Annotated in this window: 14 protein-coding genes; 4 read left to right on the forward strand and 10 right to left on the reverse strand. The window is 57.8% G+C overall.

Going from position 1 to position 15,235, the window contains the following annotated elements; translation table 11 throughout:
* Positions 1 to 84: 84 nt before the first annotated feature.
* From carA to grpE, 5 genes are all read right to left on the reverse strand, one after another.
* Positions 85 to 1,221, reverse strand: a complete 1,137-nt coding sequence (gene carA / locus PFAS1_RS07375; protein WP_074873662.1) for a glutamine-hydrolyzing carbamoyl-phosphate synthase small subunit — start codon at positions 1,219 to 1,221, stop codon at positions 85 to 87.
* A 259-nt stretch (positions 1,222 to 1,480) separates the two neighbouring features.
* The gene (gene dapB, locus PFAS1_RS07380) at positions 1,481 to 2,287 is read right to left on the reverse strand and encodes a 4-hydroxy-tetrahydrodipicolinate reductase (protein WP_076028698.1); all 807 of its coding nucleotides are present in this window, start codon (positions 2,285 to 2,287) and stop codon (positions 1,481 to 1,483) included.
* A 9-nt stretch (positions 2,288 to 2,296) separates the two neighbouring features.
* Entirely contained in the window at positions 2,297 to 3,421 is a 1,125-nt protein-coding gene (dnaJ, locus tag PFAS1_RS07385) for a molecular chaperone DnaJ (protein ID WP_074873658.1), read from the reverse strand.
* A gap of 453 nt (positions 3,422 to 3,874) precedes the next feature.
* Positions 3,875 to 5,791 carry a molecular chaperone DnaK gene (dnaK, locus tag PFAS1_RS07390; protein WP_008149038.1) on the reverse strand — a complete coding sequence of 639 codons (1,917 nt, stop codon included), beginning with the start codon at positions 5,789 to 5,791 and terminating at the stop codon, positions 3,875 to 3,877.
* Positions 5,792 to 5,893: 102 nt separating this feature from the next.
* Complete coding sequence (grpE, locus tag PFAS1_RS07395; protein WP_076028699.1) at positions 5,894 to 6,460, reverse strand: nucleotide exchange factor GrpE; 567 nt, start codon at positions 6,458 to 6,460, stop codon at positions 5,894 to 5,896.
* 241 nt (positions 6,461 to 6,701) lie between these two features.
* On the opposite strand from grpE, the gene recN reads away from it, so the two are divergent.
* Positions 6,702 to 8,375, forward strand: a complete 1,674-nt coding sequence (gene recN, locus PFAS1_RS07400; protein ID WP_076028700.1) for a DNA repair protein RecN — start codon at positions 6,702 to 6,704, stop codon at positions 8,373 to 8,375.
* A gap of 75 nt (positions 8,376 to 8,450) precedes the next feature.
* Here recN and fur read toward each other — a convergent pair whose 3' ends face one another.
* On the reverse strand, positions 8,451 to 8,855 hold the full coding sequence (gene fur / locus PFAS1_RS07405) for a ferric iron uptake transcriptional regulator (RefSeq protein WP_003197684.1): 405 nt from the start codon (positions 8,853 to 8,855) through the stop codon (positions 8,451 to 8,453).
* Positions 8,856 to 8,952: 97 nt separating this feature from the next.
* Between fur and PFAS1_RS07410 the strand changes: the two genes are divergently transcribed.
* Complete coding sequence (locus PFAS1_RS07410) at positions 8,953 to 9,480, forward strand: outer membrane protein assembly factor BamE (RefSeq protein WP_076028701.1); 528 nt, start codon at positions 8,953 to 8,955, stop codon at positions 9,478 to 9,480.
* 61 nt (positions 9,481 to 9,541) lie between these two features.
* Here the strand turns inward: PFAS1_RS07410 and PFAS1_RS07415 are convergent, their stop codons facing one another.
* Genes PFAS1_RS07415 through PFAS1_RS07425 form a run of 3 tightly spaced genes read right to left on the reverse strand, consistent with a single transcriptional unit; the run spans position 9,542 to position 11,694 of the window.
* Positions 9,542 to 9,856 (reverse strand): RnfH family protein, encoded by a 315-nt coding sequence (locus PFAS1_RS07415; protein ID WP_076028702.1) that lies wholly within the window; start codon positions 9,854 to 9,856, stop codon positions 9,542 to 9,544.
* Complete coding sequence (locus tag PFAS1_RS07420) at positions 9,849 to 10,283, reverse strand: type II toxin-antitoxin system RatA family toxin (protein ID WP_033058141.1); 435 nt, start codon at positions 10,281 to 10,283, stop codon at positions 9,849 to 9,851. Before PFAS1_RS07420 ends, PFAS1_RS07415 begins: the two co-directional genes overlap by 8 nt.
* A gap of 7 nt (positions 10,284 to 10,290) precedes the next feature.
* Positions 10,291 to 11,694, reverse strand: a complete 1,404-nt coding sequence (locus tag PFAS1_RS07425) for a sodium-dependent transporter (RefSeq protein WP_076028703.1) — start codon at positions 11,692 to 11,694, stop codon at positions 10,291 to 10,293.
* Between the two features lie 118 nt (positions 11,695 to 11,812).
* Between PFAS1_RS07425 and smpB the strand changes: the two genes are divergently transcribed.
* Positions 11,813 to 12,295 carry an SsrA-binding protein SmpB gene (gene smpB / locus PFAS1_RS07430; RefSeq protein ID WP_076028704.1) on the forward strand — a complete coding sequence of 161 codons (483 nt, stop codon included), beginning with the start codon at positions 11,813 to 11,815 and terminating at the stop codon, positions 12,293 to 12,295.
* Positions 12,296 to 12,417: 122 nt separating this feature from the next.
* On the opposite strand, the gene PFAS1_RS07435 is transcribed toward smpB, so the two are convergent.
* Complete coding sequence (locus PFAS1_RS07435) at positions 12,418 to 13,185, reverse strand: GntR family transcriptional regulator (RefSeq protein WP_076028705.1); 768 nt, start codon at positions 13,183 to 13,185, stop codon at positions 12,418 to 12,420.
* Positions 13,186 to 13,447: 262 nt separating this feature from the next.
* Between PFAS1_RS07435 and PFAS1_RS07440 the strand changes: the two genes are divergently transcribed.
* Positions 13,448 to 15,142: a lactate permease LctP family transporter gene (locus tag PFAS1_RS07440; protein WP_076028706.1), complete on the forward strand. Its 1,695-nt coding sequence runs from the start codon at positions 13,448 to 13,450 to the stop codon at positions 15,140 to 15,142.
* Positions 15,143 to 15,235 lie beyond the last annotated feature (93 nt).

The raw sequence follows: 15,235 nt of genomic DNA on the forward strand, positions 1-15,235 counted from the left end.
AGCCGTCTTGTTCAATCTTTGAAGTCTTGAGGGGGCCGCCGGTGTCGGGACCGCCCTCAAGCTTTGCTACATCACGGCAAGCGATTAGCGTCGCTTGGCCATTTCATTGATGAAGCGATCGAACAGGGGTGCTACGTCGTTCGGGCCAGGGCTGGCTTCAGGGTGACCCTGGAAGCTGAAGGCGCTCTTGTCGGTAAGTTCGATACCTTGCAGGGTGCCGTCGAACAGCGATTTGTGGATCGCGCGAACGTTGGCTGGCAAGGTCGTTTCATCTACCGCAAAACCGTGGTTCTGGCTGGTGATCATCACCACACCGGTATCCAGGTCCTGGACCGGGTGGTTGGCACCGTGGTGGCCGTGACCCATTTTCAGGGTCTTGGCACCGGAGGCCAGGGCCAGCAGTTGGTGACCAAGGCAGATACCGAAGACCGGAATTTCGGTTTCCAGCACATCCTTGATCGCCTGGATCGCGTAGTCGCAAGGCTCCGGGTCACCAGGGCCGTTGGACAGGAACACGCCGTCCGGCTTCAAGGCCAGCGCTTCAGCAGCCGGCGTCTGTGCAGGCACTACGGTCACGCGGCAACCGCGCTCGACCAGCATGCGCAGGATGTTCAGCTTGACGCCGTAGTCGTAGGCAACCACGTGGTACGGCAGCTCGGAGGCTTCGATAGTCGCGTGGCTGTCGGTTTTCAAATCCCAGACAGTCGAGCGCCACTCGTACTTCTCTTTGGTGCTGACGACTTTCGCCAGGTCCATGCCTTTGAGGCCAGGGAAACCCTGAGCGGCGGCGATGGCGGCTTCTTCGGAAATGTTGTCACCGGCCATGATGCAGCCGTTCTGCGCGCCTTTTTCACGCAGGATGCGCGTCAGGCGGCGAGTGTCGATACCGGCGATTGCCACAACGTTGTTGGCTTTCAGGTAGTCGGACAGAGACATCGTGTTACGCCAGTTACTCGCAACCAGTGGCAGGTCACGGATAACCAGGCCCGCGGACCAGACGCGGTCGGACTCGGCGTCTTCCGGCGTGGTGCCGGTGTTGCCGATGTGCGGGTAAGTCAGGGTAACGATCTGTTGGGCGTAGGAAGGATCGGTAAGGATTTCCTGATAGCCGGTCATGGCGGTGTTGAACACCACCTCACCAACGGTTTGACCGTCGGCTCCAATGGCTTCGCCGCGAAAAATGCTGCCATCAGCAAGGGCGAGTATGGCTGGCTTAGTCAAGAAGACCTCCCGTAAATAAAGCCTGAAAGGGCGATCGCAGGTTGTAAAAAAGCGGAGTGACGTATGGACACGTCACCCCGCTTCTTCACCGAATTATTCTGCGCGCTTTTAGTGGACACACTAAAGCTGTAGCTTACAGAAAAAGGCTTTTTTGGTCTACCGCCAATGAGCCTTAAAGGCCGAGGAATGCGACAGGACGTCGCTTGGCGGAGTAAAACCGGGCTCAAACACTCTCTTTGAACCCGATTCGGGGCGCATCTTAACGCAGATCGAGGACGTCTTGCATGTCATAAAGACCTGGCTCACGACCGTCCAACCACAACGCGGCACGTACCGCACCCTTGGCGAAGGTCATGCGACTGGACGCTTTATGCGTGATCTCCAGCCTTTCACCCTCACAGGCGAACAGCACCGTATGGTCGCCGACCACATCACCACCGCGAACAGTGGCAAAGCCGATCGTTTCACGCTCGCGAACACCGGTATGACCTTCACGACCATATACCGCAACCTTCTGCAGATCACGATCCAGGGCGCTTGCGATGACTTCACCCATGCGCAGAGCCGTACCTGAAGGCGCATCGATCTTGTGCCGATGATGAGCCTCAATAATTTCGATATCCGCCTCATCACCCAGCACACGAGCAGCCATGTCGAGCAGCTTCAGTGACAGGTTTACACCGACACTGAAATTGGCTGCGAACACGATCGGGATATCCTTGCCGGCCTCGGCCAGCAGCTGCTTCTGCGCGACGTCCAGCCCTGTCGTGCCGATCACCATGGCCTTGCCCGCCTTACGGCAGAACGCGAGGTTTTTCAGCATGACTTCCGGAAGGGTGAAGTCGATCAGCACGTCGAACTCATCAGCCACCGCGTCCAGATTGCCGGACAACGGAACACCGATACGCCCCAGCGAGGCCAGTTCACCGGCGTCCACGCCAATCAGCGTGCTGCCGGGACGAACGATGGCTGCCGTCAGCCCGGTCAGCGGCGCGCGTTGCTGCACCGCCTCGACCAGAATCTTGCCCATGCGCCCGGCAGCGCCCATCACAGCTATACGTCGCATGCCGACTCCTTACAAATCGCCGAAGAAGCGCTTCACACCTTCGAACCAACCCGTGGTTTTAGGCGAATGGCTGTTGTTTTCCGCCAGCGAACTGCGGAACTCTTCCAGCAACTCGCGCTGACGACGACCCAGGTTGACCGGGGTTTCGACCGCCACACGACACATCAAGTCACCAGCACCGCCGCCGCGCACTGGCGCAACGCCCTTGCCGCGAACACGGAACTGCTTGCCGGTCTGCGTCCCTTCAGGGATTTTCAGTTTGACCCGACCATCAAGGGTCGGAATCTCCAGCTCACCACCCAGCGCAGCATCGACAAAGCTGATAGGCACTTCGCAGAACAGGTGCTTGCCGTCGCGCTGGAAGATCGCGTGCTCACGCACGTTGATCACCACGTACAGGTCGCCAGTCGGACCACCCTGGGCCCCCGCCTCGCCTTCGCCGGACAGACGAATGCGGTCACCGGTATCGACGCCGGCCGGCACTTTCACCGAGAGGGTTTTGTACTCTTCGACACGACCTTGACCGTCGCACGAGTCGCACGGATCGGAAATGATCTTGCCCTGGCCATGGCAGCGCGGGCATGTCTGCTGCACCGAGAAAAAGCCCTGCTGCATACGGACTTGACCGATACCGCCACAGGTCGGGCAAGTGATCGGCGAGGAGCCTTTCTTGGCACCCGAACCGTCGCACGGCTTGCAGTTGACCAATGTCGGAACACGGATATTCACGGTTGTACCGCGCACCGCTTCTTCCAGATTCAGTTCCAGCGTGTAACGCAGGTCGCTACCGCGCTGAGCGCCGCCACGAGAACCGCCGCGACCGCCACCAAAGAAGTCGCTAAAGACATCACCAAAGATGTCGGAGAAGTTCTGACCGCCAAACCCGGCACCGCCGCCACCCATGCTTGGGTCGACACCGGCATGACCGTACTGGTCGTACGCCGCGCGCTTGCTGGAATCGGACAGGACTTCGTAGGCCTCGTTGGCCTCCTTGAACATATCTTCCGACGCTTTGTCATCAGGATTACGGTCCGGGTGGTGCTTCATCGCCAGGCGACGGTAGGCCTTTTTCAGGTCTGCTTCGCTAGAGCCACGCTCAACACCCAACACTTCGTAATAGTCACGCTTTGCCATAAGTCTTTGCACTCTTAAGGACGTTCGGCAAACCCCTCCTGAGCCTTGCCAAACTCGTTGAGCCCCAATACAGGCCCGGACCCAACTCACGTCAATTCAACGATCCTGGTCTTTGATTCATTGCGGTACTTTCGGCTCGAAAAGCAGGAGCATTTCCGGCCATACCGCCAACACTGGGGCGGACTGAATGGCTTGTTCGTTAGGCAATTCCGGCGCCTGAACACCATAACCTGCGTTGCCGCTCCTCCCCATAGCGAGCTATGGGTCGTCGCAGCGCCTTGGATATGGCGCCCAGGCATCCGAACTTGCTCTAACGAACAAGCCACTCACTCCGCCTTTGTCGCATGCTGTAAAAATTCGCTAACTCCAGACACGCCAACGCGGGAGCAAGCCCCCGCGCGGCGACATCCTACCAGTCACCGCCTAAAGGCAGTCAACCGGCCGACCAACAACTTACTTGTGGTCTTTGACTTCTTCGAACTCAGCGTCGACGACGTCGTCAGCCTTCTCGGCCGATTCGCCTTGCGGTGCAGCGCCTTCAGCAGGTTGAGCCTGCTCGGCGTACATCTTCTGCGCCACCGGAGCGGAGACTTTCGACAACTCTTCAACCTTGGCTTCGATCGCGGCCTTGTCGTCGCCTTTGACAGCGGCTTCCAGCGCAACAACAGCAGCTTCGATTGCAGTCTTCTCTTCAGCAGTCACTTTATCGCCAGCGTCTGCAACCATTTTGCGCGTCGAGTGAACCAGCGCATCGCCCTGGTTGCGAGCGGTTGCCAGCTCTTCGAACTGGCGATCTGCGTCGACGTTGGCTTCAGCATCGCGAATCATCTGCTGAATCTCTTCCTCGGACAGACCGGAGTTGGCCTTGATCACGATCGACTGAGTCTTGCCGGTAGCCTTGTCTTTGGCGCCTACGTGCAGAATGCCGTTGGCGTCGATGTCGAAGGTCACTTCAATTTGTGGCACGCCACGTGGTGCTGGCGGAATCTCGGCCAGGTCGAACTTGCCCAAGGACTTGTTCTGAGCGGCTTGCTTACGCTCACCTTGCAGCACGTGAATGGTCACAGCGCCCTGGTTGTCGTCGGCAGTCGAGAACACTTGCGATTTCTTGGTAGGAATCGTGGTGTTTTTCTCGATCAGCGCGGTCATCACGCCGCCCATGGTTTCGATACCCAGGGTCAGCGGGCTGACGTCCAGCAGCAGAACGTCTTTCACGTCACCGGCCAATACTGCGCCCTGGATAGCAGCACCCATGGCAACGGCTTCGTCCGGGTTCACATCTTTACGCGCTTCTTTACCGAAGAACTCGGTCACCAGCTTCTGAACCAGTGGCATACGGGTTTGACCGCCGACCAGGATCACGTCGTTGATGGCGCCGATGTCGATGCCGGAGTCTTTCAGAGCGATGCGGCAAGGTTCGATGGTGCGTTGAACCAGGTCTTCTACCAGCGCTTCAAGCTTGGCGCGGGAGATTTTCACGTTCAAGTGCTTAGGACCGGTGGCGTCTGCAGTGATGTACGGCAGGTTCACGTCGGTCGAATTGCTCGAAGACAGTTCGATCTTGGCTTTTTCAGCGGCTTCTTTCAGGCGCTGCATGGCCAGCGGGTCACCTTTAAGGTTCATGCCGCTTTCTTTCTTGAATTCGTCAACGAGGTAGTCGATCAGACGAATGTCAAAGTCTTCACCGCCCAGGAACGTGTCACCGTTGGTGGCCAGAACTTCGAACTGGTGCTCGCCATCGACTTCAGCGATTTCGATCACGGAAACGTCGAAAGTACCGCCGCCCAAGTCGTAAACGATCACGGTGTGATCGCCCTTCGCCTTGTCCATACCGTAAGCCAGAGCGGCTGCGGTTGGTTCGTTGATGATACGTTTTACGTCCAGGCCCGCGATGCGACCGGCGTCTTTGGTGGCTTGACGCTGGCTGTCGTTGAAGTAGGCCGGAACGGTGATTACCGCTTCGGTCACTGGCTCGCCGAGGTAGTCTTCGGCGGTCTTCTTCATTTTCTTCAGAATTTCAGCCGAGATTTGTGGCGGCGACATTTTCTGGCCGTTCACTTCAACCCACGCATCGCCGTTATCAGCCTTGGCGATTTTGTACGGGACCATCTTGATGTCTTTCTGTACGACTTCTTCGTCGAACTTACGACCGATCAGACGCTTCACCGCATACAGGGTGTTGTGCGGATTGGTCACAGCCTGACGCTTGGCCGATTGACCAACGAGGATTTCACCATCGTTGGCGTAAGCAATGATCGACGGCGTGGTACGCGTGCCTTCAGCGTTTTCAATAACTTTGGCTACGCCGTTTTCAAGCACGGAGACGCAGGAGTTGGTAGTCCCCAGGTCGATACCGATAATTTTGCCCATGTTCACTCTCCCGAAACTTTGGATTTGGTTGCCGCAGCAGTGGTGGCTAACTGCGGTAGCACTTAAACGCTTGACTTCTAAATGGGGGCCTTGCGGCTAATTTCAAGCCTGCTCGTCAATCGAAGGCGAAACTGGTGCCGGCGCCTTGCTGACCACGACCATGGCCGGGCGCAACAGGCGACCGTTGAGCTGATAGCCCTTCTGGAACACCTTGAGCACGCTGTTCGGCTCGACGTCGGCGCTTTCCTGCATGGCCATTGCCTGATGCTGAACGGCGTTGAACGGTTCGCCATGCGGATCGATCGCTTCCAGCTGATAACGCTTCAGGGTGTCCTGGAACATTTTCAGGGTCAGCTCGATGCCTTCGCGCATGGGACGAATGCTTTCGTCGTCCGGGCTGGACAACTCCAGACCACGCTCCAGGCTGTCGATGATCGGCAACAAGTCACCAGCGAATTTCTCCAGTGCGAACTTGTGAGCCTTTTCCACATCCTGCTCGGCGCGACGGCGGACGTTCTGCAGATCAGCTGCTACACGCAAAGCCTGATCATGAGCACCAGCCAATTGCTCTTCGAGCACTTGAATACGAGCCACCAGTTCCTCACCCGAATCCTGGGCAGCCTGATCGGCGTCTAGATTTTGCGTATCCACTGTCTGTTCGTCAGCCATAGATTTCTCCTTTCAATATCGTCCGCGAGCTCAACTCGCGCTTCTGCCCAGCTATATGGGGCCGCAAAATCCAGCTTCAAGGGGCGCCTATTTATTAACCCTACAAAAAACAGCTGCATTGTCATTCCCCGGCGCACTAAGGATTTCGTCGGATCAAGCAAATCGAGCTAAGGGAGGGCATTGTCAGCCAGAAACAAAACACTGTATAAATAACCAGACCTAAAGCCTGGGAGCGGCCTTTATGCTGGTGCACCTGTCCGTACATAACTACGCCATCGTTGAACATCTCGATCTCGAACTCGATCGCGGGATGAGCGTGATCACTGGGGAAACCGGCGCCGGCAAGTCGATCATGCTCGACGCCCTCGGCCTGACCCTGGGCGATCGCGCCGACAGCGGCGTGGTCCGTCCCGGCGCCGACAAGGCCGATATCCTGGCAACCTTCGATCTGGTCGATATCCCGGAAGCTAGCGCCTGGCTGGCCGAGCGCGACCTGGAGAGCGACGGTCCGTGCATCCTGCGCCGGGTGATCACCGCCGAAGGGCGCTCACGCGGCTATATCAACGGCACGCCTTGCCCCCTCGGCGACCTCAAGGCCCTGGGTGAACTGCTGATCGATATCCACAGCCAGCATGAACATCAATCCCTGCTAAAGACCGACACGCACCGTCGCCTGCTCGATGAATACGCGGGTGCGACGGACCTTGCCCGTCAGGTACACCTGGCCGCCCAACGCTGGCGCCAGACCCGCCAGGAACTGGAACGTCTTTCCAATTCCGGCGATGAGCAGCGCGCCCGCCATCAATTGCTCAGCTATCAACTCGAAGAACTGGAAAACCTTGGCCTCGGCGAAAATGAGCTGGAGCAGCTGGAACAGGAACACAAGAACCTGACCAACGCCGAAACCCTGCTGGGCATTTGCCGGCAAGTGGTCGAACAATGCAGCGAAAGTGATTCCGGGAATGTGCTGAACGCCCTTACCGCCAGCCTCAATCGCCTTTCGAGCGTCAACAATTCGATTGGCGCCCTGGGCGAAGCCAGCAGCCTGCTGACCAGCGCACAGATCCAGGTCGAAGAAGCCGTGGGAGAACTGAACCGCTTCCTTGATAACTTCGGCGCCGATCCAGCGCGTCTTCAGTACCTCGAAGAACGCCTTGATGCGATCTATACCATGGCACGCAAACACCGCATCCAGCCGACCGAAGTGGCCGAGATGCAGCAGCGCTTGCTGGATGAAATCGAAACCCTGAACGCCAATGACGAATCCATCGAGCGATTGAGCGATGAACTGGCCTCCTATGCCCGTCATTATCAGGAAAAGGCCCGCGAGCTCAGCGATTTGCGCCATCAGGCCTCGAACAGCCTTGCCAGCGCCGTGGAGCATGAAATCCAGCGACTGGGCATGCCTGGTGGGCGTTTCACTATCGAGCTGCGCCCCAACAGTAGCGATGAACTGCTACCCAATGGCCTTGAGCAGGTAGAGCTGCTGGTGAGTGCCAACCCGGGCCAACCGTTGAAAGCGCTGGCAAAAGTGGCATCCGGCGGCGAATTGTCACGGATCAGCCTGGCAATTCAAGTGATCACCGCGCAGACCTCCCGCGTACCGACTTTGGTGTTCGACGAAGTGGACGTGGGCATCGGTGGTCCAACCGCCGAAATCGTGGGCCAGTTGTTGCGTCGACTGGGGGAGCGCGGGCAGGTATTGACGGTCACTCACTTGCCGCAAGTAGCAGCACAGGGACATCAACATCTATTCGTACACAAAGTGCGCGGCGAAGATGCCACTCACACAGCCGTCGCCAAGTTGAGCAAGAACGATCGTGTCGAAGAAGTGGCGCGGATGCTGGGAGGCATCGACCTTACAAAGGAATCTCTGGCTCACGCCAGGAAAATGGTCGTCACCGCAAAAATTTAAGATCGATAGAAAGCACGAAGGCGACCCTGGGGTCGCCTTCGCTCGTTTCGCGAACCTTAAATTCGCGCGACATGCTTACTTTTTCTTGCGTACGTACAGCACGAGATTGTGATCCACCATCTCGAAGCCATACTTGTCGACGATTGCTTTCTGCAGTCGCTCGATTTCTTCGTCGAAGAACTCGATCACTTCACTGGTCTCGACGTTGACCATATGGTCGTGATGCTTGCCGTCGTCCAGCTCGAAGACCGCATGGCCCCCGTCGAAGTTGTGCCGCACCACAAGGCCAGCTGCCTCGAACTGGGTCAGGACACGGTAAACCGTGGCCAGACCGACGTCCTCACCAGCCTCCATCAGCGCCTTGTAGACGTCCTCGGCACTCATGTGGCGTTGCTCGGCGGAATCGAGCATTTGCAGAATTTTGACCCGTGGAAGGGTCACTTTGAGGCCGGCTTTGCGTAGTTCGCTATTTTCAACCATGGTCAGCTTTCTCGCGATGCTGCTTCGCAGCTTCTCTTAATGCGGGTATGATCGGCGTTTACGTTGTCCCAGCCAAGATAGTGGAAGTCGCCCACCGATGCAAAACACCAAGCTCTTGCTAACCAGTTTCACCTTTGTGGGACTGCTCGCACTCGCCGGTTGTTCATTCCCCGGGGTTTACAAAATCGACATCCAGCAGGGCAATGTCGTCACGCAGGACATGATAGACCAGTTACGCCCGGGAATGACCCGCAAGCAAGTACGGTTTATCATGGGCAACCCTCTGCTGACCGACACGTTCCATGCCGATCGCTGGGATTATCTGTACAGCCTGCAACCGGGTGGCGGTGAACGCCAACAGGAACGCATTAGCGTTATCTTCAACCCAAATGACCAACTTGTCAGCCTCTCTGGCGATTTCATGCCAGGCGTGAGCCGCGACGAAGCCATTCTCGGCAAGGACAGCGGCACTACAGTTGCTGCACCAGCAGAAAACGCCGAGACGCCGAAACCGGAGAAACCGGTCAAGCCAGGTTCGTTGCTGGACCAGATCCAGAAGGATGTCGACGGTGTAGAAACCGTTCCAGTCCCGACTCCAGAACCTCTGGAAACCTCGCCGCAATAATTTGCGACGCAATAAAAAACCCGGCATGTCCGGGTTTTTTATTGTCCAGCATTTGAGCGAATCATTGATTCCGGGTTTTGGCCTCAGCAGCCTTGGCTGCGCGCAACCGACGCACTTCTTTCGGATCAGCCAGCAATGGACGGTATATCTCGATGCGATCTCCAGCCTGGACAAGATGTTTGTCCGGATCAGCAATCACTTTACCGAAGATCCCCACCGGACAGCTGGCCAGATCCAGCTCGGAAAACGCCTCGCCGATGCCTGACTTGAGCAAAGCCGCCCGCACGGTCGTTCCTGCCGGCACAGTTACCGACATGAGCACTTGACGATCTACGGCGGCAAACACCACTTCAACCTCAATCATCGACTCAACCATGCATCTGCTTGGCGCGCTGGCAGAAAGCATCCACCAGCGTATTGGCCGCCTGATTGAACAACGGCCCCAGGGTCGCGCGCACAATCGGCCCGGCGTAATCGAACGACAGGTCCAGGCTGATCTTGCAGGCTTTCTCGCCCAAGGGCTTGAACACCCAGACGCCATGCAATTGATTGAACGGCCCTTCTTCGAGGTTCATCTCGATCGAATGCCCGGGCACCAGCGTGTTGCGCGTTACGAAATGCTGGCTGAGACCACCCTTGGCCACGCCGACGCTAGCGCGCATATGCTCGGGAGAACTCTCCAGGACTTCGGCCGATGAGCACCACGGCAGAAATTCCGGGTAACGCGCCACGTCGTTGACCAGGTCATACAGCGCTTGCGCCGGATACGGCAGCAGGGCCGAACGTTGAATGTGTGTCGTCATGTCAGCGTCACTTCCACAGCTGGGCGGCAAATACTACGAGAATGCCGATGGGCGCCACATAGCGCATCAAGAACAGGGACAGGGCGAACAATACGGGGCTGCGGATCGACAATTCGTCGCGTACCGCTTCACGCCCCATCACCCAGCCTGCAAACACCACGAAACACAAACCACCAAGTGGCAACATGATTCGCGAGGTGAAGAAATCGATCACACCAAAGAAGTCCAGGCCACCGGCCGCGCCCCATTGATAGAGGTGGAACATCCCGCCTTCGTTCACGAAAAACTTGGCTTCCTTCCAGATATTGAAGGAAAACACCGTGCCCAGACCGACAAACCAGCAGATAAATGCCAGCCAGAAGGTGACCCACGCGCGGCTGACTTTCGTGCGCTCAACCAGGTAAGCCACCATCGGCTCAAGCAGGGAAATTGCGGAGCTCCAGGCTGCAATCGCTACGAGCACGAAGAACACTACGCCCATCAACTGGCCGAACGCTACGTTACCAAACGCAAAGGGCAGGCTGACGAACATCAAGCCAGGGCCTTCGCTTGGGTTCAGGCCGCCAGCGAACACAATCGGAAACAACGCCAGACCGGCCACCAGGGAAACGAAAGTATCGAGCAGTGCCACGCCGACGATAGTGCCGGAAATCGACGAGTTCTTTGGCATATACGCGCCGTAGATCATGATCGAACCGACGCCCACGCTCAGTGAAAAGAACGCGTGCCCCATGGCTGGCAGCAAGCCGTCGAGTACTTTTTCCGGGTGGAAGTCGAACATGAAATGCACGCCTTCCATGAAATGCCCGGTAGTCATGCTGTAACCCAGCAGAACAATCACCATCACAAACAGCAGCGGCATCATGATTCGCAAGCTGCGTTCCAGCCCCGCAACCACTCCCTTGGCGATTACTACGGCCGACAGCAGCATGAAAATCGTGTGCCAAAGTGTCAGGCGCCACGGATCAGCGATCACATTGCCGAAATAAGCGCCGACCTCATCAGGCGTTGCACCCTGGAAGTCGCCACGCCCCATGTCGATGATGTAATCCAGCGACCAGCCGCCTACCACACTATAGAAAGACAGGATCAGCAACGCCGTGATCATCCCGGCGAATGCGCCCCAGGACCATTTGCCCGAATGGCCGGCTTCCAGCGCCAATACCTTCAAGGCGTTGGCCGGGCTTTGACGTGCACGACGGCCGATCAGGGTTTCGGCCAGCATGACCGGCACACCGATCAGCGCGATACAGGCCAGGAACATCAGCACGAAGGCGCCGCCGCCATAGACACCGACCATGTACGGGAATTTCCAGATACTACCCAGGCCCACGGCCGAACCGGTCGCGGCGAGTATGAAGACCCAGCGGCTAGCCCAACTGCCGTGGACAGAAACCTTGTCTGTCGACATCGTTATCACGCCCAAGCGTTCAAAAAAGAGGCCGCATTGTCCGGGATTCAATCAACCTGCTCAAGCACGTAGCGATACCGTAGCCGACTCGCTTGCAACTCCCTATAATGCCGCCCCTATGGCTAAACAGAAGAAACACCCAACAGGGACCATCGCGCAAAACAAAAAGGCGCGACACGATTACTTCATCGAGCATAAGTTCGAGGCTGGTCTGGTCCTGGCCGGCTGGGAAGTAAAAAGTCTGCGGGCAAGCAAGCTGCAACTGGTAGACAGTTACGTCTTGCTCAAGGATGGCGAAGCCTGGCTGCTCGGCAGCCACATTACGCCACTGATGACCGCCAGCACCCACGTCATCGCTGATCCGACCCGCACCCGCAAATTGCTGCTCAACCGGCGCGAGCTGGAAAAGCTGGCCACGGCCGTGCAGCAAAAAGGTTACGCCTGCGTGTGCCTGTCCTGGTACTGGAGCAAGCACATGGTCAAGTGCGAGATCGCTCTGGGCAAGGGCAAGAAGGAATACGACAAGCGTGATACCGAACGCGAACGCGACGCCGGTCGCGAGTTGCAGCGTGCGGTGCGCAACAAGGGCAAGGAAGAATAATTCCTCGCTCTGATCGTTCCCACGCTCCGCGTGGTAATGCAGCAATGTACGCTCTGCGTCCGCTTTGTGACGCGGAGCGTCACGGGATGCATTCCCACGCAGAGCGTAGGAACGATCATTGACTACATCCCCTTGCGCCGCTCCGCCCGGGCCATGCGCTGTACTTCCTGACGCACTTCTTCCAGCACTTCCTGCACATACAAAATGTGTCGGCTGGAGACTTCCCGCGCCTGCTCAGCCCTTCCTTCAATAATCGCCAGGTACAACTCCCGGTGCTGGGTGATCAGCATGTCGCGGGTTTCCGTGCGTTGCTTGTACATCCCGCCGATGTTGGTCACCACGTTACGCTTGAGCAGATCGAACAACCCGCGAATGGTGTGCAGCAACACCGCGTTGTGACTGGCCTCAGCAATAGCCAGGTGGAATTTCGCATCCGCCGCGCCCTCTTCCGCCCGACTTATCTCGTCGTGACGCGTATAGCAGTCCTGCAATTCATTGAAAGCCGCGGTCAATCGCTCGCGATCGACGTCCGTAGCACGCATGGCTGCGTAATAGGCACAGGAGGCTTCCAGCGTGTGACGAAATTCCAGCAGATCGCGCTGCGCTTCAGGGTTGCTTTCCAGCAGATGCAGCAGCGGATCGCTGAAGGTTGACCCCAGCGACTCCACCACATAATTGCCACCGCCCTGGCGACTGACCAGCAAGCCTTTGGCCGCCAGCTTCTGAATCGCTTCGCGCAACGAAGGGCGTGACACGCCGAACTGCTCGGCCAGCGCACGCTCGGCCGGCAAGCGCTCACCCGCCTTCAGCGTGCCCTCGAGAATCATCCCCTCGAGCTGCTCGACAATATCGTCAGACAAACGGCGCTGACGAATTTGATCAAACCCCATAACTCAATTCTCCACGATCCCGACGGCTCGCCGGGGTGTCTATTCTGGCCTATCAGGGCTGCTTCAGCACCTGCCAGACAGCATTTGGTCGAGCGGACCAGATGGCTTGCGCACCGCGTATTCGACAAAAGTTTTAGAGCGGCAAATTGACACGCCGCCTACAACGCTTTTACCCTAGCCAACAGCGATTGTAAATTGGTATTACCAATTATCCAAGAACGCTGACCAGTGCCTGACCAACAACAATTAGGGGCCACCCCATATGCAAACCTGGCAACAGCTCTATTCTCCGCTCGGCAGTCTCGGCGTGTCCGCGCTCGCGGCCGTTATCCCCATCGTGTTTTTCTTCCTGGCATTGGCCGTGTTCCGACTCAAAGGACACGTGGCCGGCAGCATCACGCTGGCCTTGTCCATTGCCGTGGCGATCTTCGCCTTCCAGATGCCGGTCGACATGGCTTTCGCCGCCGCCGGCTATGGTTTCGCCTACGGCCTGTGGCCAATTGCCTGGATCATCGTGGCAGCGGTATTTCTCTACAAACTGACGGTCAAGAGTGGTCAGTTCGAAGTGATCCGCAGCTCGGTGCTATCGATCACCGACGACCAGCGCCTGCAAGTGCTGCTGATCGGCTTCTGCTTCGGCGCCTTCCTGGAAGGTGCCGCCGGTTTCGGTGCACCGGTCGCGATTACCGCCGCACTGTTGGTAGGACTGGGCTTCAATCCGCTATATGCCGCCGGCCTGTGCCTGATCGCCAACACCGCACCGGTTGCCTTCGGCGCCCTGGGGATTCCGATCATTGTTGCCGGGCAAGTCACCGGTATCGACGCGTTCAAGATCGGCGCCATGACAGGCCGCCAACTGCCGCTGCTGTCGCTGTTCGTGCCGTTCTGGCTGGTGTTCATGATGGACGGCCTGCGCGGCGTTCGCGAAACCTGGCCGGCAGCACTGGTGGCCGGCTTGAGCTTTGCCATCACCCAATATTTCACGTCGAACTTCATCGGCCCGGAACTGCCGGACATCACCTCGGCCCTGGCCAGCCTGATTTCCCTGACGCTGTTCCTGAAAGTCTGGCAACCGAAACGCGCCGCAGGCCAACACATCGTCGGTGCCGTCTCAGCTTCCGTGGTGGGCGCCAGCGCTGGCGGTTTCGGCCTGCCGCGCAGCACCGTGGCTTCGCCCTACAGCTTTGGTGAAATTCTCAAAGCCTGGTCACCGTTCCTGATCCTCACCGTGCTGGTCACCATCTGGACACTGAAACCGTTCAAGGCGATGTTCGCTGCTGGCGGTTCGATGTACAGCTGGGTATTCAACATCGCCATCCCGCACCTCGATCAATTGGTGATCAAGGTTGCACCGATCGTGACCGCCCCGACCGCTATCCCGGCAGTGTTCAAACTCGACCCGATTTCCGCGACCGGCACGGCGATTTTCTTCTCCGCGCTGATCTCGATGCTGGTGCTTAAGATCAATGTCAAAACTGGTCTGACCACTTTGAAAGAGACCTTCTACGAGCTGCGCTGGCCGATTCTGTCCATCGGCATGGTGCTCGCCTTTGCCTTCGTCACTAACTACTCGGGCATGTCCTCGACCATGGCGCTGGTTCTGGCAGGCACTGGCGCAGCATTCCCGTTCTTCTCACCGTTCCTCGGCTGGCTGGGTGTGTTCCTGACCGGTTCCGATACCTCGTCCAACGCCCTGTTCAGTTCGCTGCAAGCGACCACTGCGCACCAGATCGGCGTCAGCGACGTGTTGCTGGTAGCGGCGAACACCAGCGGTGGCGTGACCGGCAAGATGATCTCGCCACAATCGATCGCCGTGGCCTGCGCCGCGACCGGTCTGGTGGGCAAGGAATCGGATCTGTTCCGTTTCACCCTCAAGCACAGCCTGTTCTTTGCAACGATCGTGGGCTTGATTACCTACATCCAGGCCTACTGGTTGACCGGCATGCTGGTGCACTAAGTACTACACGATAAAAAGCAAAAACCGACGCCGGACCACGATTCCGGCGTCAGCTATTCACAACCCGGTCTGTAAGGCTGCTGAAAGCTTGCC

Source organism: Pseudomonas frederiksbergensis (genome assembly GCF_001952935.1).
In the GTDB taxonomy this organism is placed as follows: Bacteria; Pseudomonadota; Gammaproteobacteria; order Pseudomonadales; family Pseudomonadaceae; genus Aquipseudomonas; species Aquipseudomonas frederiksbergensis.

What these genes read in the sequence shown, in the direction of transcription:
- dnaJ (WP_074873658.1), bottom strand. Translation starts at nt 3,421, where the DNA reads ATGGCAAAGCGTGACTATTACGAAGTGTTGGGTGTTGAGCGTGGCTCT.
- grpE (WP_076028699.1), bottom strand. Translation starts at nt 6,460, where the DNA reads ATGGCTGACGAACAGACAGTGGATACGCAAAATCTAGACGCCGATCAG.
- smpB (WP_076028704.1), top strand. Translation starts at nt 11,813, where the DNA reads ATGGCTAAACAGAAGAAACACCCAACAGGGACCATCGCGCAAAACAAA.
- PFAS1_RS07425 (WP_076028703.1), bottom strand. Translation starts at nt 11,694, where the DNA reads ATGTCGACAGACAAGGTTTCTGTCCACGGCAGTTGGGCTAGCCGCTGG.
- dnaK (WP_008149038.1), bottom strand. Translation starts at nt 5,791, where the DNA reads ATGGGCAAAATTATCGGTATCGACCTGGGGACTACCAACTCCTGCGTC.
- recN (WP_076028700.1), top strand. Translation starts at nt 6,702, where the DNA reads ATGCTGGTGCACCTGTCCGTACATAACTACGCCATCGTTGAACATCTC.
- PFAS1_RS07410 (WP_076028701.1), top strand. Translation starts at nt 8,953, where the DNA reads ATGCAAAACACCAAGCTCTTGCTAACCAGTTTCACCTTTGTGGGACTG.
- fur (WP_003197684.1), bottom strand. Translation starts at nt 8,855, where the DNA reads ATGGTTGAAAATAGCGAACTACGCAAAGCCGGCCTCAAAGTGACCCTT.
- PFAS1_RS07435 (WP_076028705.1), bottom strand. Translation starts at nt 13,185, where the DNA reads ATGGGGTTTGATCAAATTCGTCAGCGCCGTTTGTCTGACGATATTGTC.
- dapB (WP_076028698.1), bottom strand. Translation starts at nt 2,287, where the DNA reads ATGCGACGTATAGCTGTGATGGGCGCTGCCGGGCGCATGGGCAAGATT.
- PFAS1_RS07420 (WP_033058141.1), bottom strand. Translation starts at nt 10,283, where the DNA reads ATGACGACACACATTCAACGTTCGGCCCTGCTGCCGTATCCGGCGCAA.
- PFAS1_RS07440 (WP_076028706.1), top strand. Translation starts at nt 13,448, where the DNA reads ATGCAAACCTGGCAACAGCTCTATTCTCCGCTCGGCAGTCTCGGCGTG.
- PFAS1_RS07415 (WP_076028702.1), bottom strand. Translation starts at nt 9,856, where the DNA reads ATGGTTGAGTCGATGATTGAGGTTGAAGTGGTGTTTGCCGCCGTAGAT.